This window comes from Streptomyces sp. SID14478 (genome assembly GCF_010548525.1).
GTDB lineage: Bacteria > Actinomycetota > Actinomycetes > Streptomycetales > Streptomycetaceae > Streptomyces.
Map to the genome: position 1 here is coordinate 1 of NZ_JAAGMG010000915.1, position 21,887 is coordinate 21,887.

Annotated in this window: 23 protein-coding genes, 1 tRNA gene and 1 pseudogene; 13 read left to right on the top strand and 12 right to left on the bottom strand. The window is 70.0% G+C overall.

Annotation, left to right across the window (positions count from 1 at the left end):
• Positions 1-248 (bottom strand): annotated as a pseudogene (locus G3I40_RS46615) (hypothetical protein); the annotation flags it as partial.
• 121 nt (positions 249-369) lie between these two features.
• Between G3I40_RS46615 and G3I40_RS29785 the strand changes: the two are divergent.
• The 12 genes from G3I40_RS29785 to G3I40_RS29840 all read left to right on the top strand — a co-directional run bounded on the left by G3I40_RS29785 (position 370) and on the right by G3I40_RS29840 (position 11,003).
• Positions 370-753 (top strand): hypothetical protein, encoded by a 384-nt coding sequence (locus G3I40_RS29785; protein ID WP_164305725.1) that lies wholly within the window; start codon positions 370-372, stop codon positions 751-753.
• Entirely contained in the window at positions 750-1,718 is a 969-nt protein-coding gene (locus G3I40_RS29790; protein WP_164305726.1) for a complex I subunit 1 family protein, read from the top strand. Before G3I40_RS29785 ends, G3I40_RS29790 begins: the two co-directional genes overlap by 4 nt.
• The gene (locus tag G3I40_RS29795; RefSeq protein WP_164305728.1) at positions 1,719-2,285 is read left to right on the top strand and encodes an NADH-quinone oxidoreductase subunit I; all 567 of its coding nucleotides are present in this window, start codon (positions 1,719-1,721) and stop codon (positions 2,283-2,285) included.
• Positions 2,282-3,010, top strand: a complete 729-nt coding sequence (locus tag G3I40_RS29800; protein ID WP_343245054.1) for an NADH-quinone oxidoreductase subunit J — start codon at positions 2,282-2,284, stop codon at positions 3,008-3,010. The genes G3I40_RS29795 and G3I40_RS29800 overlap by 4 nt, the downstream gene beginning before the upstream one ends.
• A complete protein-coding gene (gene nuoK / locus G3I40_RS29805) occupies positions 3,010-3,429 on the top strand; it encodes an NADH-quinone oxidoreductase subunit NuoK (protein WP_164305729.1) in 420 nt (139 codons plus the stop codon). Before G3I40_RS29800 ends, nuoK begins: the two co-directional genes overlap by 1 nt.
• On the top strand, positions 3,426-5,444 hold the full coding sequence (locus G3I40_RS29810) for an NADH-quinone oxidoreductase subunit L (protein WP_164305730.1): 2,019 nt from the start codon (positions 3,426-3,428) through the stop codon (positions 5,442-5,444). The genes nuoK and G3I40_RS29810 overlap by 4 nt, the downstream gene beginning before the upstream one ends.
• A 6-nt stretch (positions 5,445-5,450) precedes the next feature.
• Positions 5,451-7,043 carry an NADH-quinone oxidoreductase subunit M gene (locus tag G3I40_RS29815; protein WP_164305732.1) on the top strand — a complete coding sequence of 531 codons (1,593 nt, stop codon included), beginning with the start codon at positions 5,451-5,453 and terminating at the stop codon, positions 7,041-7,043.
• Complete coding sequence (locus G3I40_RS29820; protein WP_164305734.1) at positions 7,040-8,575, top strand: NADH-quinone oxidoreductase subunit N; 1,536 nt, start codon at positions 7,040-7,042, stop codon at positions 8,573-8,575. Before G3I40_RS29815 ends, G3I40_RS29820 begins: the two co-directional genes overlap by 4 nt.
• Positions 8,576-8,644: 69 nt before the next feature.
• Positions 8,645-9,100, top strand: a complete 456-nt coding sequence (locus tag G3I40_RS29825) for an MscL family protein (RefSeq protein ID WP_164305736.1) — start codon at positions 8,645-8,647, stop codon at positions 9,098-9,100.
• A 195-nt stretch (positions 9,101-9,295) separates the two neighbouring features.
• Positions 9,296-10,159 (top strand): zinc metalloprotease HtpX, encoded by an 864-nt coding sequence (htpX, locus tag G3I40_RS29830; RefSeq protein WP_164305739.1) that lies wholly within the window; start codon positions 9,296-9,298, stop codon positions 10,157-10,159.
• The gene (locus G3I40_RS29835) at positions 10,156-10,548 is read left to right on the top strand and encodes a YccF domain-containing protein (protein ID WP_164305741.1); all 393 of its coding nucleotides are present in this window, start codon (positions 10,156-10,158) and stop codon (positions 10,546-10,548) included. Before htpX ends, G3I40_RS29835 begins: the two co-directional genes overlap by 4 nt.
• A 182-nt stretch (positions 10,549-10,730) precedes the next feature.
• The gene (locus tag G3I40_RS29840) at positions 10,731-11,003 is read left to right on the top strand and encodes a GlsB/YeaQ/YmgE family stress response membrane protein (RefSeq protein WP_164305742.1); all 273 of its coding nucleotides are present in this window, start codon (positions 10,731-10,733) and stop codon (positions 11,001-11,003) included.
• A gap of 205 nt (positions 11,004-11,208) precedes the next feature.
• Here the strand turns inward: G3I40_RS29840 and G3I40_RS29845 are convergent, their stop codons facing one another.
• Entirely contained in the window at positions 11,209-11,697 is a 489-nt protein-coding gene (locus G3I40_RS29845; RefSeq protein WP_164305744.1) for a YajQ family cyclic di-GMP-binding protein, read from the bottom strand.
• A 232-nt stretch (positions 11,698-11,929) separates the two neighbouring features.
• On the opposite strand from G3I40_RS29845, the gene G3I40_RS29850 reads away from it, so the two are divergent.
• Positions 11,930-12,011 (top strand) — tRNA-Tyr (locus G3I40_RS29850).
• A 134-nt stretch (positions 12,012-12,145) separates the two neighbouring features.
• On the opposite strand, the gene G3I40_RS29855 is transcribed toward G3I40_RS29850, so the two are convergent.
• The 10 genes from G3I40_RS29855 to G3I40_RS29895 all read right to left on the bottom strand — a co-directional run.
• Positions 12,146-13,558, bottom strand: a complete 1,413-nt coding sequence (locus tag G3I40_RS29855) for a site-specific integrase (protein ID WP_164305745.1) — start codon at positions 13,556-13,558, stop codon at positions 12,146-12,148.
• 56 nt (positions 13,559-13,614) lie between these two features.
• A complete protein-coding gene (locus G3I40_RS29860; RefSeq protein WP_164305751.1) occupies positions 13,615-13,803 on the bottom strand; it encodes a helix-turn-helix domain-containing protein in 189 nt (62 codons plus the stop codon).
• 447 nt (positions 13,804-14,250) lie between these two features.
• Positions 14,251-15,732, bottom strand: coding sequence for an ATP-binding protein (locus tag G3I40_RS29865; RefSeq protein WP_164305752.1), 1,482 nt, complete (start codon positions 15,730-15,732; stop codon positions 14,251-14,253).
• Between the two features lie 2 nt (positions 15,733-15,734).
• The gene (locus G3I40_RS29870; RefSeq protein ID WP_164305746.1) at positions 15,735-16,571 is read right to left on the bottom strand and encodes a bifunctional DNA primase/polymerase; all 837 of its coding nucleotides are present in this window, start codon (positions 16,569-16,571) and stop codon (positions 15,735-15,737) included.
• Positions 16,568-17,290, bottom strand: a complete 723-nt coding sequence (locus tag G3I40_RS29875) for a DNA cytosine methyltransferase (RefSeq protein ID WP_164305747.1) — start codon at positions 17,288-17,290, stop codon at positions 16,568-16,570. Before G3I40_RS29875 ends, G3I40_RS29870 begins: the two co-directional genes overlap by 4 nt.
• Before the next feature lie 88 nt (positions 17,291-17,378).
• Complete coding sequence (locus tag G3I40_RS46620; protein WP_203645013.1) at positions 17,379-17,543, bottom strand: hypothetical protein; 165 nt, start codon at positions 17,541-17,543, stop codon at positions 17,379-17,381.
• A 16-nt stretch (positions 17,544-17,559) separates the two neighbouring features.
• Entirely contained in the window at positions 17,560-18,060 is a 501-nt protein-coding gene (locus tag G3I40_RS29880; protein WP_343245055.1) for a hypothetical protein, read from the bottom strand.
• A 21-nt stretch (positions 18,061-18,081) separates the two neighbouring features.
• Entirely contained in the window at positions 18,082-18,273 is a 192-nt protein-coding gene (locus G3I40_RS29885; protein ID WP_164305748.1) for a hypothetical protein, read from the bottom strand.
• Between the two features lie 212 nt (positions 18,274-18,485).
• Positions 18,486-20,600 (bottom strand): hypothetical protein, encoded by a 2,115-nt coding sequence (locus G3I40_RS29890; protein ID WP_164305749.1) that lies wholly within the window; start codon positions 20,598-20,600, stop codon positions 18,486-18,488.
• 1 nt (position 20,601) lies between these two features.
• On the bottom strand, positions 20,602-21,887 hold a 1,286-nt coding region (locus tag G3I40_RS29895; protein ID WP_239092018.1), incomplete at its 5' end, for a hypothetical protein.

The following is a 21,887-nucleotide window of genomic DNA, read 5'->3' on the forward strand; positions in this document are numbered from 1 at the left end:
CCGTCGGCCGCCGCTCCGGCCGAGCCGTCCGCGGAGCCGTCGGCCGCGGCTCCGGCCGAGTCGTCCGCGGAGCCGTCGGCCGCCTCTCCGGCCGAGTCGCCTGTGGAGCCGTCGGCAGCCTCTCCGGCCGAGTCGTCTGTGGAGCGGCCTTCCGGTCCTCCGGTCCAGCAGTCCGCAGTGTCGCCTTCCGATCCTCCGGCCCAGCAGGCCGTGGAGCCGCCCTCGGGGCCTCCGGTCGCCGAGCCCACGGCGAAGCCCCGTACGAGCGATGCCCCTTGGCACCATGCGAAGCCCGCGTTCGACGACCCCCCGCAACCGGGCGCGAGCTCCGGGGCGAAACGCGCGCCCGACGCGCGGGATGAGGCCCGGGTGAACGAGGAGCCTGACGTGCCGGGTGAGGCCAGGGCGAACGACGAGACCCGCGCTGAGGGCGAGTCCGAGGCGGATGGCGATCCCCGCGCTGAAGGCGAGTCCGGCGCGAAGGACGAGGCGGGCGCGCAGGGTGAGCCCGGGGCGGAGCACGAGCCCCGCGCTGAAGGCGAGTCCGAGGCGGACGGTGAGCCCCGCGGACAGGGTGGGTCCGGGGCGGACGACAAGCCCGGCGCGCAGGGTGAGCCCGAGGCGGACGACGAGCCCCGCGCTGAAGGCGAGCCCGAGGCGGACGGTGAGCCCCGCGGACAGGGTGGGTCCGGGGCGGACGACGAACCACGTGCCCAAGGCGAGTCCGGGACGAACGAGGGAGGTACGCAGTGAACGACGTTCTCGACATCGCCCTGCGCCTCGTCATCGTCTTCGTCGCCTTCCTGGTGCTGCCCCTGGTCGTCGGCCAGACCGAGCACAAGGTCATGGCCCACATGCAGGGCCGGCTCGGCCCCATGTACGCGGGCGGTTTCCACGGCTGGGCCCAACTCGTCGCCGACGGCGTCAAGTTCGCGCAGAAGGAGGACGTGGTCCCGGCCGAGGCCGACCGCCGTGTCTTCCAACTCGCGCCCACAGTAGCCCTGTTGCCCTACCTGATCGTGCTGCTCGCCATCCCGGTGGGACCGGGCGACGGCGCAGTCGGCCAGGTCATCGACGCCGGCATCTTCTTCGTCCTCGCGGTGATGGGCGTCGGCGTGCTCGGCGCGCTGATGGCGGGCTGGGCGAGCGCCAACAAGTTCTCGCTGCTCGGCGGTCTGCGCACGGCGGCCCAACTCCTGGCGTACGAACTCCCGATGCTGCTCGCCGCGGCCTCCGTCGCGATGGCGGCGGGCACGGTCTCGCTGCCCGGCATCCTCGACGCCTTCGCGTGGTGGTGGCTGCCCTGGCAGATCGTCGGCGCGCTGGTCTTCTTCGTGGCGGGCCTCGCCGAACTGCAACGCCCGCCCTTCGACATGCCCGTCGCCGACTCAGAGATCATCTTCGGCGCGTACACCGAGTACACGGGCCTGCGCTTCGCCCTCTTCCTGCTCGCCGAGTACGCGGGCATCGTCGTCCTGTGCGGCCTGACCACCGTTCTCTTCCTGGGCGGCTGGCACGGCCCCTGGGGCGCGGACGGCCTCGGCTGGGTCTGGACCCTCCTCAAGACGGCCGTGCTCGCCTTCGTCGTGATCTGGCTGCGCGTCTCGTACCCCCGTCTCCGCGAGGACCAGCTCCAGAAGCTGTCCTGGACCCTCCTCGTCCCGCTCGCCCTGGCGCAGATCGCGCTCACCGGCATCGTGAAGGTGGCGATCAACTAAATGCCCCCGATCCCCGGCTCCGGCCTGGCCAAGGGCCTCGCCGTCACTCTGCGCACGATGACGCGCAAGACCGTCACCGAGCAGTACCCGGACGCCCAGCCCGAACTGCCGCCCCGCACCCGCGGCGTGATCGGCCTGTTCGAGGAGAACTGCACGGTCTGCATGCTGTGCGCCCGCGAGTGCCCCGACTGGTGCATCTACATCGACTCCCACAAGGAGACGGTGCCGCCGGCCGTCGAGGGTGGCCGCGAGCGCAGCCGCAACGTCCTCGACCGCTTCGCCATCGACTTCTCCCTCTGCATGTATTGCGGCATCTGCATCGAGGTGTGCCCCTTCGACGCACTGTTCTGGTCCCCGGAGTTCGAGTACGCGGAGACGGACATCCACGAACTCACCCACGAGCGCGACAAGCTCCGCGAGTGGATGTGGACGGTCCCGTCCCCGCCGGCCCTCGATCCGGCGGCCGAGGAGCCGAAGGAACTGGCCGCCGCCCGCAAGGCAGCCGACAAACTCGCCGCCGCCCAGCAGCCGCCCGCCCCCGCAGCGCCCACGGAAGGAGAGTCGTGATCCACGTAGCCGCAGCCCTGCCCGCCGCCGCCACCGAGAGCCACGGGTTCCTCTCCCCGACGGGCGTCGAGATCGCCTTCCTCCTCGTCGGCCTGGTCACCTTCGGCGCCGCGCTCGTCACCGTCACCACGAAGCAGCTGGTGCACGCCGCCCTGTGGCTGGTCGTCGCCCTCGGCGGCCTGGCCGTCGAGTACCTCCTGCTCACCGCGGAGTTCATCGCCTGGGTGCAGGTCCTCATCTATGTCGGTTCCGTCGTGGTCCTCCTTCTGTTCGGGCTGATGCTGACGCGGGCACCGATCGGGCACTCGCCGGACGCGGACGGTCCTCACCGCTGGGCCGCCCTGACCGTCGCGGTCGCCGCCGCGGCCGCCCTGGTCTGGGTCGTCGTCGACGCCTTCCGCACGACGTGGATCGACCTGGACGCGGCCACCGGCACGGCCGCCGGCGCCGGGGGCAACACGGCCGTGACCGGCTCGATCCTGTTCCGCCACTGGGTACTGCCGTTCGAGGCCCTGTCGGTGCTGCTCCTCGCGGCCCTGGTCGGCGCGATCGTCCTGTCCCGCAAGAAGAGCGCGGCCGAGGCCGACCGATCCACCGGTGCGACCGGCGCCGCCGGAACCACGGGTGTCGCTGGAGCCGTCGGTGCCGCCAGTGCCACCGGAGCCGCCAGTGCCACCGGTGCCGACGAAGCAGCCGGAGCCGCCGGCCGGGAGGGCAACCGCTGATGCACCTCGCTTATCCCGCTGTCCTGGCCGCCCTCCTCTTCTGCACGGGCCTGTACGGAGTACTGGCCCGCCGCAACGCGATCCTCGTCCTGATGTCCGTCGAGCTGATGCTCAACGCCGTCAACCTCAACCTGGTCGCCTTCGACGTCTGGCTGCGCGACGCCCTGCACTCCGGCCAGGCCCTGACCCTGTTCACCATCGCCATCGCCGCCGCCGAGATCGGCATCGGCCTGGCGATCGTCCTGGCCGTCTATCGCAACCGCGGTACCTCGGACATCGACAAGCTCCGCGACGCGGCCGAGCCCCACGACCCGGAGGACGATCCGGTGGACGCTTCGGCCGACGACCCGCACGACCCGTCCGCCCCCGCACCCGGCGGGCCCGGCGCCGCGGACGAGAAGGCCGAGGCCACCGCGTGACCACGACGACCCTCGCCGTACTCGTCCCCCTCCTGCCGTTCCTCGGCGCCGCCGCCGGACTGCTGCTCGGCCGCACGGCCCCCGCCTTCGTCCGCCCGCTGGCCGTCCTGCCGACGCTGGCCGCGCTGATCCTCGCGGCCGCGGTCGCGGTCCAGCAGGGCGGCGGCTCGGGCAGTCGCACCGCCGCGCTCGACGCGCACACCGAGCTCACCCCGACCGGCTCCGTGCCGATCGAACTCGCCCTGCACATCGACGGCTTCGCCGCCCTCGTCGCCGTCCTGGTCGGGCTGGTCGCGACCTGCGTCCAGCTCTACTCGACGGGCTACCTCCGCGACGACCCGCGCTATCCCTCCTACGCCGCGCTGGTCTCGCTGTTCACCTCCGCGATGCTCCTGGTCGTCTACACCGGCGACCTGATCGTTCTCCTCGTCGGCTGGGAAGTCATGGGCATCTGCTCGTACTTCCTCGTCGGCCACTACTGGGAGACCCCCGAGGCGCGCGCCGCCTCCCTCAAGGCCTTCCTCGTCACCAAGCTCGGTGATGTCCCCTTCCTGATCGGCCTGTTCGCACTCGCCGCGGACGCGGGCTCCTTCCGCATCACGACGGTCCTGGGCAAGGTCACGAGCGAGGGCGGCCTCGACCACCCGACCCTCATCGCCCTCCTTCTCCTCGCCGGCGTCGCGGGCAAGTCGGCGCAGTTCCCGCTGCACACCTGGCTGCCCGACGCGATGGCGGGCCCGACGCCCGTCTCCGCGCTGATCCACGCGGCGACGATGGTCGCCGCCGGTGTCTACTTCGTCGCGCGCCTCCTCCCGGTCTTCGCCGCCTCCAGGGCAGCCCTGATCGTGCTCGCGGTGATGGCCGCGGTGACCATGGCCGGGTCGGCCCTCGCCGCGCTCGCCCAGGACGACATCAAGCGTGTCCTCGCGTACTCGACGGTCGGCCAGCTCGGCTACATGACCGGCGCCCTCGCCGTCGGCGACCGTGACGCCGCCGTCTTCCACCTCCTCACGCACGGCGCCTTCAAGGCGCTGCTGTTCCTCGCGGCGGGCGTGGTCATCCACGCCGCCAGCACCAACTCCCTCGCCGCGATGTCGCGCATGAGCAACCTGCGCGACCGCGTGCCCGACGCCTTCTGGACGATGACCGTGGCGCTGCTTGCGCTCGCCGCGATCCCGCCCTTCAGCGGCTTCTTCTCCAAGGAGGCCGTCCTCGGCGCCGCCGAGCACACGGCCACCGGCCACGAGCACGGCGTCCCCGTCACGTCCGGTTGGATCGTCCTGATCGCCGGCCTGGTCACGGCCCTGCTCACCGCCGCCTACGCGACCCGCCTGTGGCTGCTCGCCTTCAACGGCCGCGGGGCGAAGGCCCCCGAGCACGGCAGGCAGCCGGTCGCGATGAACGTCGTCCTGTGGATCCTGGCGATCCCCTCCCTCGCCTTCGGTCTGGCCACGGGCGTGCTGCCCGACTGGTTCGACGGCCGGTCACTGGCCCCGACCCTGACCACCTCCGTCCTCGGTACGGGCTTCGCGCTGGTGGGCTGCCTGGTCACGTACGGGGCCTGGCGGCACACCACCACCATGGCGGCCGCCCGCACCCCGATCGGTGCCGTCGCGATCGACACCGAGCAGGGCGACGGCGCTCTCGTCGAGGCCGAGGCCATCGCGACGCACACCCCCGCGTACGGGGACATCGCGGCGGCACCGGACCCGGCCGACCCCGGCCGGCTGCTGCTCGGCCCGCTGCACCGGCACGCGGCCGTCGGCTTCCACCTCGACGCCGTCTACGCGACGCTCTTCGTCCGCCCGGTGCAGGCCGCGGCCACCCTGGTCCGCTTCCTCGACCGCGCGGTCGTCGACACCTACGTACGGGGAGCGGCCGAAGCTCCCAAGGCGCTGGGTTGGGCCGTGCGGCGCGCCCAGACCGGAAACGTGCAGACCTACCTCAGCGCGCTGCTCGCAGGCACCGTCGTCCTGGTGGTCGCCGTCGTCCTCGTCGCCACCGCCGGAGCGTGAGCAGCCGTGATCGATATCAGCGAATCCGTGATGCAGTACCTTCTCGCATTGATCGTCGTCGGCCCGCTCATCGGCGCCGTCCTCGCCCTTCTCCCGGCGCCGCCCGGGCTGAAGGGGAAGTCCCCGGACCAGGCCGTGCTCCGCCACGGCGTGGTCGTGACCGGCGTGATCCTCATCGCCGCGATCGTCCTCGCGCTCGGCTTCGACCACGACCGCCCGTCGAGGATCCAGGCCACGACCGACACCAGCTGGATCCCGGCGCTCCACGTACGTATCCATCTGGGCATCGACGGCATCTCCCTCCCCCTTCTGGTGCTCACGGCGCTGCTGACGTTCCTCTGCGCGCTGTACTCCTACTTCAAGATGCCGAAGGGCCCTTCCCCCAAGGCCTTCGTGGCCCTGATCCTGCTCCTGGAATCGGGCACGCTCGCCACCTTCGCCGTCCTCGACCTCCTCCTCTTCTTCCTCGCGTTCGAGATGGTCCTCATCCCGATGTACTTCCTCATCGCGCGCTGGGGCGGAGCCGAACGGGCGGCGGCCGCCTGGAAGTTCATCCTCTTCACGCTGCTCGGCTCGGTCGTGATGCTGCTCGGCATCCTCCTTATCGGTGTTAAGTCGGGCACGTTCGACATCATGGCACTCGCCACTGACAACGGCCGGGGTCTGAGTACGTCCGTGCAGGTCATCGCCGTTCTGGCGATCGGGATCGGGCTCGCGGTGAAGACCCCGATGTGGCCGTTGCACAGCTGGCTCCCGGACGCGCACACCGCCGCCCCGACCGTCGGCTCGGTCCTGCTCGCCGGCGTCATGCTGAAGATGGGTACGTACGGATTCGTCCGGATCCTGCTCCCCATCGCGCCCGACGGCATGCGGACCTTCGCTCCCTACCTCGCCGCGTTCGCCGTCATCGGCATCATCTACGGGTCCCTGGCCTGCCTGAACCTCGCGAAGCAGGGCGCGAAGGGCGACCTCAAGCGCCTGATCGCGTACTCCTCCGTCGGTCACATGGGCTTCGTCCTGCTCGGCATCGCGACGATGACCCCGACCGGCGTGAACGGCGCGCTGTTCGCCAACATCGCCCACGGCCTCATCACCGGCCTCCTCTTCTTCCTCGTCGGCGCGCTCAAGGACCGGGCCGGCACCAGCGACCTCGACACCCTCGCCGAGCAGGGCGGCATGGCCCTGTACGGGAAGGCCCCGCGCCTGGGCGGGCTGCTGGCGTTCGCCGCCGTCGCCTCGCTCGGGCTGCCCGGCCTCGCCGGGTTCTGGGGCGAGATGCTCGCGCTGTTCGGCGCGTTCGACCCCGCCGACGACCTCAGCCGCCCGGCGTTCCTCGTGTTCATGGCGATCGCCGCGTTCGGCACCCTGCTGACCGCCGCGTACATGCTCCTCGTGGTCCGCCGCGTCTGTATGGGCCCGAGCACGCGCAAGGCCCAGGAGTCCCCGGGGGCCGTGGCCCTCGCCGACGTCCAGGGGTACGAGTTCGCCGCCTGGACCCCGCTCGTCGCCCTCACCGTCCTCGCGGGCCTGTGGCCCGCCGCCCTGCTCGGCCTCACCGACCCGGCCGTCCAGAAGCTCCTCGCAGGAGGCCTCCAGTGACCGCCGTCGCCGCGCCCTCGGTGGCGTCCCTCGTCCAGTCCGTCGACTGGGTCGCGATCGCGCCGCCCGCGATCGCGGCGGTCGTCGCCCTCGTCGTGCTGGTCGCCGACCTGTTCGTCGGCGAGCGGCGCAAGCCGCTCCTCGGCTGGATCTCCGTGGCGGGCCTCGCCGCGGCCGCGCTCGCCCTGATCCCGCTCATCGGCGACGCGCGCTCGACGTTCTGCCTCACGAACGCGCCGTACGAAGCCTGCAGTTACACGGCGGACCGCTTCACGCTCGTCATCCAGTTCCTGGTCCTCGCCGGCGCGCTGCTCACGGCGCTGCTCTCGATCGGCACCTTGAAGGACGCGAAGAACGCGCACAAGCCGCTCCCCGAAGGGGAGTACTGGTTCCTGCTCCTGTCGTCGGCGGCGGGAGCGGCGCTCCTGCCCGCCTCCCGCGACCTGGCCACGCTCGTCGTCGCCCTGGAGGTCGCCTCACTGCCGGCCTTCGCCCTCGTAGGACTCAAGCGGGACGACAAGCGCTCCTCGGACGCGGCCCTGAAGTTCTTCCTCTCCTCGGTCACCGCGACGGCCGTCACCCTCCTCGGCGTGAGCTTCGTCTACGCGACCACGGGCACCCTCCACCTCACCAGGGTCGCCACCGAACTCACCCACGTGGACGGCCAGTTCCACACCCTCGCCCAGGCAGGCGTCGCCCTCACCCTCGTGGGCTTCGCCTTCAAGACGGCCGCCGTTCCGTTCCACTTCTGGGTGCCCGACACCTACGTAGGCGCACCCCTGCCGATCGCCGCCTACCTGTCCGTCATCGGCAAGGCCGTCGGCTTCTCCGGCCTCATCCTCGTCACCGTCGTGGCGTTCCCGTCGTACGCCGACGTGTGGGGCCCGGCGCTGGCCGCACTCGCCGCGCTGACGATGACCCTCGGCAACGTCGCGGCGCTACGCCAACAGGCCACGCGCGCGTACAGCGCCGTACGCCTGCTCGCCTGGTCCTCCGTCGGCCAGGCCGGCTACCTCCTGGTGCCGATCGCCGCGGCCGCGTACTCCGACGACCCCCAGAAGTCGATCGGCTCCACCCTCGCGTACGCCCTCATGTACGCCGCCGTGAACCTCGGTGCCTTCGCGGTGGCCGCCCTCGTCGCCCGTACGAAGCCGCTGAACCGCCTCAGCGACTACCGCGGCCTGTACGCCTCGCGCCCGCTCGCCGCGCTCGTCCTGGGCTTCTTCCTGCTGTGCCTGGCGGGGCTGCCACCCGGCATCATCGGCCTCTTCGCGAAGGTCACCGTCTTCTCGGCGGCCGTCGACGCGGGGATGGGCTGGCTCGCCGTCGTCATGGCCGTGAACGTCGTCATCGCGCTCTTCTACTACCTCCAGTGGACCGCGACGCTCTTCCGCGCCCCAGAAGGCGAGCCGGCCGCGTACCGCTCCTCCTTGCCGCTCACCGCCGCGATCGCCGTCACGGCCGTCATTGGAGTGGCCCTCTCCGGGGCGCCACAAGTGATCCTGCGTTTTGCCTCGACGGGCCTCTTCTAGGCACCCTCGTACGGCACACAGGACACAGGCCTCGCCCTACAGGCCGCGTACACCAAGGAGACGAGCGCAGTGCTGAGCGGATTCAAGGACTTCATACTCCGCGGAAACATCATCACGATGGCCATCGGCCTCGCCGTCGGGTCCGCCTTCACGGCGGTGGTCACCGGCTTCAGTACGGCGTTCATCGCCCCGCTCATCGGCCTCGCCACGCGCTCGACCGGCGACTTCAGCAATGCGCACTTCACGGTCGAGGGCACCGACTTCCCGTACGGCAAGTTCGTCAGCGCCGCCATCGCGTTCGTGATCACCGCGGCCGTGCTCTACTTCGTGATCGTCGTGCCGATGATGAAGCTCCAGGCGCGCATAGACCGGGGGAAGCCGGTCGACATGAAGGCGGCCCTGCGCGACTGCCCGCGCTGTTTCAGCCAGATCCCCGGCATCGCGACCCGCTGCGCGCACTGCACGAGCGAGATCAAGGCGGACCCCGAGGCCCTGGAGATGGCCGGCCTGCCGCAGCAGCGCTGACCCGTACGGCCTACACGCGCGCCCCGCGCCCCGAGCGCGCACAAGGGAACTAGTCCCGCTCGCCTGGCGTTGACCAGTACGGGAGGGTCCACTGGACAGACAGATCTGCAGCCACCCGCACCGACCCGCGGGCCCAGTGGAACAGCGAGCAAGCAAGCAGTGGGTTCCCCTGCCGCACCATCAGGAGGGCGTACCGTGCACCGCCGGCACAACGGGTTGAAGACAGCCGTACTCCTCGGGGGACTGTCCGCCCTCATCCTCGTCATCGGCAGCTTCTTCGGCCGTATGGGGCTCGTCATCGGCCTGGTCATCGCGATCGGGACGAACGCGTACGCGTACTGGAACAGCGACAAGCTGGCTCTGCGCGCGATGCGCGCCCGCCCGGTGAGCGAATTCGAGGCGCCCGAGCTCTACCGCATGGTGCGCGAGCTCTCCACCCAGGCCCGCCAGCCCATGCCCCGCCTGTTCATCTCCCCGACGGAGGCGCCGAACGCGTTCGCGACGGGCCGCAACCCGCGCAATGCCGCCGTGTGCTGCACCGAGGGGATCCTGCGCATCCTGGACGAGCGCGAGCTGCGCGGTGTCATCGGCCACGAACTCAGCCATGTCTACAACCGCGACATCCTGATCTCCTCGGTCGCCGGCGCCCTCGCCTCCGTGATCATGTTCCTGGTCAACTTCGCGTGGCTGATCCCGGTCGGCCGCTCGAACGACGACGACGGCCCAGGCATCTTCGGGATGCTCCTGATCATGCTCCTGGGCCCGCTCGCCGCCTCCGTCATCCAGCTCGCCATCAGCCGCTCGCGGGAGTACGAGGCGGACGCCTCGGGCGCCCAGCTGACCGGGGACCCGCTGGCCCTGGCGGGCGCCCTGCGCAAGCTCGACGCCGGTACGAAGCAACTGCCGCTGCCGCCCGAGCCGCGTATCGAGACGGCGAGCCACATGATGATCGCCAACCCCTTCCGTCCCGGACAGGGCTTGTCGAAGATGTTCTCCACCCACCCGCCGATGGCCGAGCGCATCGCCCGGCTCGAGCAGATGGCAGGTCGCCAACAGTGAAGACAATCCTGAACGTCATCTGGCTGGTGCTGAGCGGCTTCTGGCTGTTCCTCGGCTACCTGCTCGCGGGCGTACTGCTGTGCATCACGATCATCGGCATCCCGTTCGGCATCGCCGCCTTCAGGATCGGCATCTACGCCCTGTGGCCCTTCGGGTACACGACGGTCGAGCGCAGGGACGCGGGCGCGCCCTCCTGCGTCGGCAACGTCCTGTGGCTGATCCTGGCCGGCTGGTGGCTGACTCTGGCGCACATTTTCACCGGCATCGCCCTGTGCGTCACGATCATCGGCATCCCGTTCGGCATCGCCAACTTCAAGATGATTCCCGTGTCGTTGATGCCACTGGGCCGCGAAATCGTGCGCACGGACCAGCCGTTCGCGGCACGCTAGCTCACGAGAGGGCCGCCCGCCCCCAAGGCGCGGTTGTGGCCTGCGCCGCACCTTCCGTGGCCTGTGCAACCATGCCGCGCCTACCTGTCGTCCTTCTGGGCAAGAGTGCAGCGAGCTGCACCGCACCCGGTGCGCACCAGCACCACGGTGCAACTCAGTACGGCAGAAGGGCAGAACACGGCATGGGCTTCATCAGCTGGATCATCCTCGGACTGCTCGCCGGTGCCATCGCCAAGTTCCTGCTCCCGGGCCGCGACCCGGGCGGTCTGATCGGCACGACGCTCATCGGCGTCGCGGGAGCCTTCATCGGCGGCTGGATATCGTCCCGCTGGCTCGACCGCCCGATCACGAAGGACTTCTACGACACCGCCACGTGGATCTCCGCGATCGGCGGCGCCCTCGTCCTGCTGATCATCTACCGCATCTTCTTCGGCGACTCCCGCAGCCGCCGCTGAACCGCAGCTGGCAACAAGAAGGACGAAGGGACGGCCCCGACGGGGTCCGTCCCTTCATCTACGTAGGCGGTCTATGTAGGCGGTCACTACGCAGACCGGCTGCACCGTCTACATGACGCCGTCCAGCTGCGAACTCCTCCTGGACCTACCGGTAGTTCACGCGACCTGCCGGTAGTTCACGCGGCCTACCGGCAGTTCGTGCGACCTACCGGTAGTTCACGAACTGCAGCGCGAAGTCGAAGTCCTTGCCCTTCAGGAGCGCCTGCACGGCCTGCAGGTCGTCACGGCTCTTGGAGCTGACGCGCAACTCCTCGCCCTGCACCTGCGCCTTGACGCCCTTCGGGCCCTCGTCGCGGATGATCTTCGCGACCTTCTTGGCGTTGTCCTGGGAGATGCCCTCCTCGATGGAGGCGAAGATCTTGTACTCCTTGCCGGACAGCTGCGGTTCGCCGGCGTCGAGCGCCTTCAGCGAGATGCCGCGCTTGATCAGCTTGGTCTGGAAGACGTCGAGGATGGCGTTGACGCGCTCCTCGGAGTTGGCCTCCATCAGGATCTTCTCGCCGGACCAGGAGATGGAGGCGCCGACGTTCTTGAAGTCGTAGCGCTGCGAGATTTCCTTGGCGGCCTGGTTGAGGGCGTTGTCGACCTCCTGCCGCTCGACCTTCGAGACGATGTCGAAACTGGAGTCGGCCATGTCCTGTGGCTCCTTGTATCGGGGTCCGACCGGGGTCCCGCGGGGACCCGATCGGGTACTGGTCGGTTCTGGTCGGGCGCGCACGGGGCATTGCGCCGCGTGCAAAGCCTAGTCACCGCCGCGCCCCCACCGTCGATCAATCGGGTGGCGAAGCACCCCTGTGCATCAGGTATTGTTTACGTCGTTGCCAGCGAGCACCGCCACAGCGCGGGGCCCGAGGCAGCAAACCCAAGGCGGTGTGCCCGAGCGGCCAAAGGGAGCAGACTGTAAATCTGCCGGCTCAGCCTTCCCAGGTTCGAATCCTGGCGCCGCCACACTTGGGAAAGACCCCTCCGAACTGCGGAAACGCAGGACGGAGGGGTCTTCTTTTTGCTCGAACACCGAGATTCGAACGATGATCGAAACGCGAGGGTTGTCTCACCTGATTCCAGGTGTGACCCGTCTCTGATCAGCGCGTGTCCCCCAGACGTCCCCCCGGGGAGGCGCCGTTTCCGTCCCATTCCCGCAGGCCAGCCTCAATCTGACGGTTCGCGCGGTCCTGCGCCTGCGCCAGAACCTTCGCGTAGACGCGGAGGAGCACGGCCACGGAGTGCCCAGCCCGGCGGGCAACCTCCATCGGATCGACCCCAGAGAAGAGCCAGAAGGAGACGCCGGCGCACCTGAGGTCGTACGGCCGCCGCGCGAGCGACGCTGCTGCCTCGGTGGGGGAGAAGGCGGCGCTCCGGGCCTCTGCCCAGACCTCTCCATAGCCTGTGTCCTGAATCACGCCCCCGCGGCTCGTACGGAAGAGCCGACCGTCCGGGGCCACCCCGTAGCGCGTGATGTGCCATCGCAGCATGGCCACGAAGTGCGGCGGGATGGGCACCACGCGCGAGTCTCGGGCCGCTCGCGCCTTCAGGTGGCGGTTTTGATGGGCCCGGTCATCGTCCGTCCACCCGTGGCCCGCGTGGACGATGCCGCCGCGGAGTGTGATGTGACCCCATCCGCGTTTTGGCAGGTGGCACTGCGCGGCGGTCAGCCCGACGGCTTCTGCGGGCCGCATGGCGGCGTAGTACAGGCATCCGAAGAAGGCTTCGAGGTGGGCGCCGCGGGCGCCTTGCGCTCTCACGCCTTCGAGCAGGTCCCGAACCTGTCGTGGGTTGGCGACGCTCGCAGGGTCAACTTCCTCCGTGGACTTCGGCGCCGTCCACTTCACCGTGGACAGAGGGTTCACGGGAACGCTGAAGTACCGACGTTCTACCGCGAGACCGAGAACGTCACTGAGGCAGGCCCGCTTGCGGTTCGCCGTACGTCCGGCCGCGGGGGTGCCATCGAGCAGCGTCGACAGGGCATCGAGCGCCATACGGAGCGTCTCGGGGTCTTCGAGCGCAGATACGGGCAGTGAGTTCTTTTCCAACCAGCTCAGCGTGTCGGCAACTTCAGAGGGTTGCTCGATGTTCCAGCGGCTCTTGTTGTACGCCCATCCATACAGGGCGGTGCGGAGCGCACGGGCCGATGGGCGCCCGACGGCCGTCTTCACTAGCGCAGGCGTGATGGTCGCCAGGGCATCGGCGTCATTGCGGCGGGACTTGGCGGGAAGACGGTCCCACCTGCGCATGACGTACGTACGGGTGTGCTCGTACCACGTCACAGAGCCGTTCAGCGCGCGGAGTTCAGAGGAGGGCAGGCCCGTTTCCACATCGAACTGTTCGCCCATGCGTAGAGCGGTCATCAACTCGGAGCGGCGGCCGTCGGCTTGGGCTTTGACGGTGTAGCTCTTCGAGTGCTTCTGGGGGCCCACCAGCCAGCGGACGCGGTAAGGCTTCGGGCGGTCGCGGCGGGTCTCGATGCTGTAGACGCGGACGTCGTACGTGAGGGGCATTGCTCTCCAGGTAGGAAAGGCCCGCCCCAGGAGGGGCGGGCCAGGTAGATGGGGGATCAGGCGGCGTTCTCTGCGCAGGCCTCCCACCAGGCGTCCAGGTCGGCGCGGCTGACGCGGAGTTGGCCGTTGGGGAGCTTGCGAAGGCGGGGGGCTTGGCCGCGGGCGCGCATGCGGTAAAAGGCGGCGCGGCTCATCTCGATCTCTTCGAGGACTTCGGCGAGCTTGAGCATCTGGGGGCGTGCCACGGTGGACTCCTTCGAGACTCTGGTCATGGCGGAACTCGTACCTGTCCGAGGTTCGGATTTCTGCGTCACAGCGTCACCTGCGTCATTCAGGCTTCTGACCTGCGGTTATCGGTGACAGAGCGCGATCGGGGTGCGTCACTGCCGCGTCACCTGTGACACGGCGGCGTGACGCAGGTGACGCACGATGACGCAGAGGGTTGGGCTCTGCGTCACCCCCTTATCGGCTGGTCAGGGGCCGTTTTCCGGCGTGGGTGACGCAGGTGACGCAGCGTTCCCCTACTTAGGAAAGAGAGGGGGTGGTGTCTGTTGTTGTGCGCGGCTCAGAGATTGAAGAAGGAGCCGCTGCGCGGCACGTCCATGGGGCGGTGCTGCGCACCGAACAGCAAGAGGAGCACCCCGCACGCGTCGTGCCCGGTGCTCCTCTTGCGGTTGTGCGGTGACCTGGGGTCAGAACGCGGCTTCCTGTTCCGGCTGTGCTCCGGGCACGGGCTCGGGCTCGGTCAGCTCGATGTAGCGGGCCTCCCGGGTGCGTCCCCAGTCAACGACCAGCCCGCGGGCGGCGAGGGTGGGCTGCAGTCGCTTGAGCCGGTCGGAGAGTACTTTGCCGGTGGTCGGCCACCCCTTCGGGAGGGGACGGCAGTCCTCGCCGCTGTAGAGGCGGGTGAGGAGGTTCAGCCACTCCGCGGACGACATCCGCTCCTGTGCCCCGGCGGGCATGCCGGCCGCGTACTGCAGCACGGTCTGCGCGAGCAGGTCGCCCTCGATGACGTCGTCGTTCAGGTCGTCCAGCCCCGCCCGGTAGGCCTGCAGCGCACCGAGGCCAGTCGCCGTGTCGAGTTGCGCGCACAGGTGGGCAAAGTCCGCCATGCGCAGGTCCGTCGGGGTCTCGGCAGCAACGGCGCGGACCTTGACGGTCAGGTCGAGGAGGGAGCCGAGCACGACGGGAAGGACTTCCGCGTACTCGGTCCACAGTTCCGCCTCGGTGCGCCGCACCTTCGGGCGTTCCAGACGCAGCGGCAGGAGGCGTTCGGCGAGGTCGGGGCGGATGACGCCGACGTCGATGCCGGTCAGGAGCAGGGGGCGGCGGTAGCGGGCGCGGAAGACGTCTCCGTCGGTGAACAGGGCCCGCTTGACGGACTCGGCTCCGGTGACGATGCAGCACATGGCGTCGGACAGGTCCGGGGCCATGTGGGAGAGGTTGTCCAGGGCGGTGATCCAGCCTGCGGCGACCGCGGCGATCAGGTTGTCCTCGTCCTTCGGGGCGCGGCGCAGGTCACTGCTCATGCCTTCGATGATGCGGATGAGCATCCGTCCGGCGGTGGACTTCCCGGCGCCCTGGGGGCCGGTGAGGAAGGGGGCGGGGACGGGGACGGAGGGTTCCAGGCAGCCGATCAGCCAGGCCATGGTCAGGGATTCGGTGTCGGCGTTGGCGAAGTTGCACAGCCGGAACAGCAGGTCGATGCCCTTGCCGTTGGTGTCCCTGGCCGGCAGGGGGAGTTCGCCGGTGAGCTGTGTGCGCCGCCAGCACACCTCCTGCGGGTCGGGGACGGCGACGTCCCAGCCGGTGGGGTGGATGCGGACGGACTGTCCGTCGGTGCGGCCGAGGTCCAGCCAGGTGGCCCCGTCGAAGCCGGGGGCGACGCGGATGTGGACGGGCTGGACCTGCTCGGTGAGGGCGAGTGCTTCGATCAAGTCGAGTGCCTCCTTCAAAGCGGTGCCGTTGAACATGCCGATGCCGTCGCGGAACAGTCCGACCATGAGTTCTTGGCGGTGGCTGCCGGTGGTGCCCTGGGAGCGGATCGGGCGGGCCACGGGGTGGCCCGTGCGCTGGGCGTAGACGGTGCCGTCCGCGGTGCGGAAGTAGCGGAAGCGCTCTTGCGCGTAGTCCGCGATGACCTTCCGGGCCGGGTTCTTGTCGTCGTCTTCCATGCTCAAAGCCCCAATGTGGTGCGGGCGTTGGTCCACGCGTCGGTGCAGTGCCGGGCGGTCTCGCCCTTGGCTTGTGCGGCGGTGAACAGGCGCGTGATGTGGTCCTCGGCGAGGCAGCCGCACCTGCCGTGTGTGGAGAGCACGGCCAGGAACGTCGTGTACACGGCGTTGTGGATGCCGCTGGACGCGTCGTGGATGCGCTGCTCGGCCATCGTGATGCCGCGTTCCAGGAACGCGGGCGTGCGGTGCCTGCAGGTGGCCTCAGTGGCTCGTGCGGGCAGCGCGTCGATGCACGGGGCCTGGTAGATGCTGGGGTTCTTCGCGGTCAGTGCCCGCACCGCGTCCGGCAACGCGGCCAGAGTGCCGGTACCCGGTCGGAGCCAGCGGGCGTAGGCCATCGTGGACTTGATGTCCACGCCGGGCCGCACACTGTTCGTGGAGGTCATGGCCCCCAGGTACAGCCAGTGCTCGCCGCGGGTGGTGGCCACGGTCCGCGTGGCGGGCAGGGTCTCGCGCGCCCATCCGATGGCGTCGGCGTTGTCGAGGTCCACGACCGTCAATCCGGCGCCGCCGGGGTGGTAGGCGACCGCCCCGGCGCTCTCCCACGCGTTCGCCCATGCTGGTGAGGTGATGACGCTGGTGTCGGTGGTGGCGGCGGCCCAGCCGTGGCACGGGGCGGGGCAGGTGCAGGGGCCCGGGGTCCTCATGTGCGGCCGGCCGCCGCACGAGGAGTACAGGCACGCGGGGCAGTTGGCGAACGGCACCTTGCCCCTGCGCAGCGGCAGCACGGGCAACCCCTGTTCAGCGATCTGGAGGGCGGTGCGCAGGTGGTTGCTCATGCGGCGGCGCTCCCTTCGAGTGCCAGGAACTGATTGGCGATCCAGTGGGTGTAGGCGGGCGGGATCGCTTCGGTGAGTTCCTCGCGCACGTTCGTCCACGTGATGCCCATGGCGGCTTGCAGCTCCGGCACGGTCGGCTTGCCTCCGCCGTTGCCGTACGCGGCGACGTAGGGGCCGTCGTAGAACTTGCCGTGCCGGTAGCCGCGCACGCGGCCTCGGTGACGGGGGTGGAGGGGTTGTGGCATGGTCCAGCCGCCCAACTCGAAGTTGCGGTGCCGGATCACTCCGAGACCGAACATCTCGCCGCACAGGGTGAGGTCTTTGCGGATCTCGGCCTGTCCGTTGGGCTGCTCGATGACGTACGGCAGCCCGGTCTTGTCGAGGAGTTCGCGGGTCGGTGCCACCAGGTCCACGTGGGTGCCGCCCCATCCGCGCGAGCGGTTGGTTCCCACGGTCAGGGTGTTCGTGGCCTGGCAGGGCGGGGAGGCGTGGACGGCCGTGTACCGCTCGATCTCGCCCGTGGTGATCAGGCGGGCGAGGTATTCGAGCGCGTCGCCCCGGTGGTAGCGGAAGGGGTAGTTGGGCCGGTCGGCGCGGTCGCAGCCGTGGACGCGGAACCCTGCGCGGGCGTAGCCCACGGCGGCGCCGCCGGCACAGGAGTACAGGTCCAGGAGTAACGACCGGTGGTCGTCTCGCCGAATGTCGGTGGGTTGCGTCATGCTGGAGACCTCCACAGGTCTGTTGAGGGCAGGTGGACAAGGGCGGCCCCGCGACTTTGGCGAGACGGAGGGGCCGTCCTTGGCGTAGCTAGAACTCGCTGCCGGTGTAGTGGGCGAGGTAGCCGGGGCACTCGGACTCGGGGCAGTCGCAGCCGCTGCATTCGTTGCAGACGTCGCCGTTGCACTCCTCGCAGAGCTGGTGACCGTGGCATCCGTAGTCGGCGCACTCGTCGCAGTAGGTCTCGTCGTCCATGGGGTGGCCTTTCCGATCAGCCGTGGAAGGTGTTGTTCGTGCGGGCGAGTCCGCGCGAATGCGTGGTGACGTGCGTGTTTTTGATGACCGGCCCGGTGTAGGTCTGGTGGGAGACGGAGCGTCGGGCGCGGGAGAAGGCGGCCCCGATGGACAGCACGAAGAACGCGGCTCCGGTGAAGAGGACGCCCATGCAGACGACGCCGGTCACGGACATGGAGGAAAAGCCCTTCAGTACGAGCCAGATCCCGCAGCCGACGCCGGTGGCGCCGGCGCCGATGCCGATAGAGGCGACCGCGGTCCCCGCGGCCCACGCGGGCACGATCCGGTGGTCCTCCTGCCAGACGGGTGCCGCGTCTCTGACGGTCGGGTGTTCGGTGGTGTCGCGGTAGGACGTCGGTATGGGCGGCGGGGGAGGGGTGGGGCGGTAGACGTCGTCGATGATGCGGCGGGCTTCGGCGTTGGCCGCGGCATCGCTCATCCGCGGCCACCACTGGCTGGTGTGCTCGGTCTCGCTCACGGCGGTGCCTCCCGGACCGGGTCAGTTGATGTTGGATGCGGCGTCGATCACGGCGTGCAGGGTGGAGCGGATGGCGCCGGCGGCTCCGGTGTCGGCGACGAAGAACCCGAACAGGAACACCGCGAGCGCGGCACCGGGCCCGACGTAGCGGGAGCGCAGGAGCACGAAGGTGAGGAGCCCGAAGAGGGCCACGGCGGACAGGGTCACGATCACGAGCAGACCTCCCGTAACGGCCGGCGGGCAGCACCCGAACCCGGGTTGCTGCCCGCCGTGGGCTTGTCGTGTCACTTGTCGTGTGGCTTGTCGCTTGTCTTGTCGTCTGGCTTGTCTTGTCGCTTGTCGCCTCCCAGGTCACAACCCGTTTTCGGCCCTCACGACAACCCGAGGGAAGGTGTCCGTGAGGGAGGGGCGACAAGCGACAAGTGCTACTGGTTCGCGGGCGGTTCGGGTGCGTGGTCGCGGTGGACGTAGCGGGCTTTGGTGCCCTCCCCGACCCTCACCGCGGTGCCCTCGTCGGCCCATGTCTTGAGCCAGCCCACGACCGTCTGTCGGGTCGTGCCGAACTCGTCCGCGAGCGCGCGGGCGATCGCGGATGCTCCCGTGCCGTCCGGCCCCGCCGCGAGGAGCGCGGCGAGTGCGGCCCGCTGCGCGGGACTGTCCTGCTCCGGCTCTTGTGCCTTGCGGAACGCCGACAGATTCAGCCCCGAGGACGCCGGCGGGGACGCGTTCGGGTCCGGGGCGGTGGGGAACTGCGCGTCGATCTCCTCGCGGAACCGGCGCATCAGCTCATCCTCGGACTCCCGCCCCGCCCGCTCCGCACGGTGCGCGGACAGGTTCAGCCCACCCCCGCTGGCCGTAGGCCCCTCGGTGCCTGGCGCGTCGGGGGTGAGGTCGCGCATCCACGCGGTGCGCTCGGTGTCCCAGCGCCGGGCGTAGTCCGGACCGGCGGCCTTGACGGACACGTCGTCCAGGCGGGGGTGCCGCTGGGAGGTGGCGACGGTGATGTCGCGGATCTGGGAGGGCTTGATCCGCCACGCCTTGAACAGCGCGCCCGGCGATTCGGGGGTGCCCATGAATCCGGCGCCTTTGAACGGTGCCTGGTCCACGCGCAGTCCCTTGCGGCCGGGGAACATCCGGGACAGGTCCATGCCCTCGGTCTCCCCGCCGGTCAGCGCTACGCGGACCTTGGCCTCACGGCGGATCAACAGATTGCCGAGGACGCTGCCGGTGGCTCCGAGTGCGGTGATGACGGTGCGTCCGCCCATGGAGCGGTGCATGCGGATGAACTCCAGGATCCGTTTGGCGAGTTCCTTCATCTGCCGGTCTGTGGACACCAGGATCTCGGCGCCCTCGTCGATGACCAGCATGATCTGTGGAATCTTCGCGCTCACCGGCAACAGATCGGTGTCGTGCTTGGCCATCAGGTCCTGATAGCCGCGCTTGCGCGCCAACCCGATGGCGATCGCCGCATCGAGCAGCTTCAGGGCTTCGTCGTAGGTGCCGGCGAGCCAGTCGACGCCGGGCCGCACCGGAGCCCCGTCCGGCTGCTTCAGTTCGCCTCCGAGGGCGTGCCGTACCCAGGGCAGGCCGGCTGATCCGGCGTTCAGGTCGATTACCCAGGTCAGGACGTCCTCGGCGCGGGCGAACCCGCCGATGATCGTGTGGAGCATGTTGGTCTTGCCCGATCCGGTCGGCCCGACCACGAGCGCGCACTGTTCGCGCAGGTAGGCCGGCACGTCGTCGCCGTTGGTGCGGAACCCCCAGGGGATGCCGGTCAGGATCGACAGAGGCGAGTAGTCCTCGGGGTAGGCGCGGGCCTCGGAGAGGACGTTGCGGGTCGTGACGTCGACGATCGCCCGCCCCTGGTGAACGCCGGGGCCCACGGCGGCGGTGCAGCCGTGCGGCAGTTTCGCGTCCGCGGACAGTGCCGCGGCGTACTGAGCGATGCGGTCGTAGGTGATGCCGCCTTGAGGCTCGATGTCGAGGGAGTAGCCGTTGCCGGTCTCCCACATCTTCACGCCCTTCACCTTCACGGTGATGGTGCAGATCCGGGCGATCCGTTCCACCCACTGCGCGGCGATCGCGCGGCGTTCCGCGCTCAACTCCTGCGCGATCAAACGGCGTTCGGCTGCGAGGGCTTCCTCTTCGCGGGCTTCCTCGTACAAGGCGACGGAGCGGGCGCCGGCGCCCATGCCGACGCCGATCGTGGCGAGGGAGCCGAGGGCTGCCCAGGACAGGGGGCCGGTGGTCATGGCCCAGGTGGTCCAGCCTGCGCCGACGAGCCAGGAGGCTGCTTTGAAGGCGAGGGTGCGGCCGGCGTTGCGGACCTTGAGTCCGGCGACGGTGTGACCGAGGGCGCCGGCCCCGCCCACGGCCATGGCCCACATGGGGGGCATGCCGGTTGCGGCACCGGTGGTGGCGACGGCGAGGGCTCCGGTGGTCGCGGACAGGGCGCCGGTCACAGGTCCGTGACCGGCGCTCCAGTCCAGCACCGGGCCACTGTCCACTTGCTTCTTCTTCGGGGCAGTGGTGGCACTCATGTCAGACGTTCCAGCCCTTCTCGGCCTCGGGGCCGTTGCGGGGGTCCTCGTGCCGGGCGATGTCGTGCTCGTGGGCCTGGCGGAACAGCGGGCCCATGTCCTCAGCGACCGCGACCGCGCTGTTCAGGGCGCCGAAGATGTCGTTGAAGCCGTCCGCGACCTCCTTCTCCAGCGGGAACTCACTGTCCGCGCGCTCCGCGAGGATCTTCATCACGTTCGCCACGCTGGTCAGCGCTTCGGGCAGGGATTCGACCATGGCGAGGATCTCCATGGCGTCCTCGGGGTCATACGCCTGCGCGGCCTGCTCCATCTCCGCTGCGTACTCTTCGAACTTGAACCCGGACACGTGCTCTCCTTCACCGGTTGCCGTGCTGTCGCTGCTGTTCGGGACCGGCCCCGCGGGCCGTTCGATCTGATCGCTGATTCCGTCCGCGCCCTCCTCGGTGGCCTCCTTGTCTGCCGCGTCGTCCGCGGCGGCCTGCTCCTCGCGGATCGCCGCATCCCGTTCGGCACGCTGTTCGCGGGCCGCGCCGGTCAGGCGCCGGTACAGGCGCCGGCCGGGGTGGACGAGCCAGGGAAGCCCCAACTTGCGGCCCAGCGGGCTGGTCAGGAACCCGAGGAGACCGAGGGGCAGCGCGACCAGCGCCGCAAAGGCGCGGCGCCCGTGGAAGCGGGCCGCGGAGCGTCGCAGGGCCTTCCTGGCGGCCTGCCGTGCCGGGGCTTTGCGCACGTTCGTGCGGCCTCCGGCCACCTTCCGCGCGGCGGCGGCGTCGCGGCGGGTCCGTTGCTTGGCGATCGCCGCTTGCTTGGTGGCACGGGCCTTGCGGCCTGCGCCACCGAGCATCCGCCCGGCCAGACCACCCGTACGCGAGCGCGCCTTGCCACTCGCGCTGGTCTGGGGCTTGTGCGGCTTGGGGGCGTTGCGGCGGGCATCAGCGACCGCGCGGCGGGCCGCGCTCGTCTGCTGACGCTTCTGCGCCCGCGACGCACCATCCTGGTTTGCCTTTCGCAGCGCCTTGACCTGCCCCGCCTTCGAAGCAAGCCCGCCCGCGGCGCCGCCGCGACCGTGACCGGTCTTGGTCCCGGTGGACTTGTTCAGGGAGGCCGGGGAGCGGTGCTTGCCCGCCCCGCCGCCGGTGCCGGTCTTGCGGTGCTTCTGGCCGGGCACCTTGCCCCCGCTGCCAGCTGCGCGCCCGCCCCCTGAACTGTGCTTGCGTCCGGTGGTGTTGAGGGCTCCGGAGCGGTTGCGGGCGGCGCTCTGGCGGGCCGCGGTGCGCGCGGCGGCCC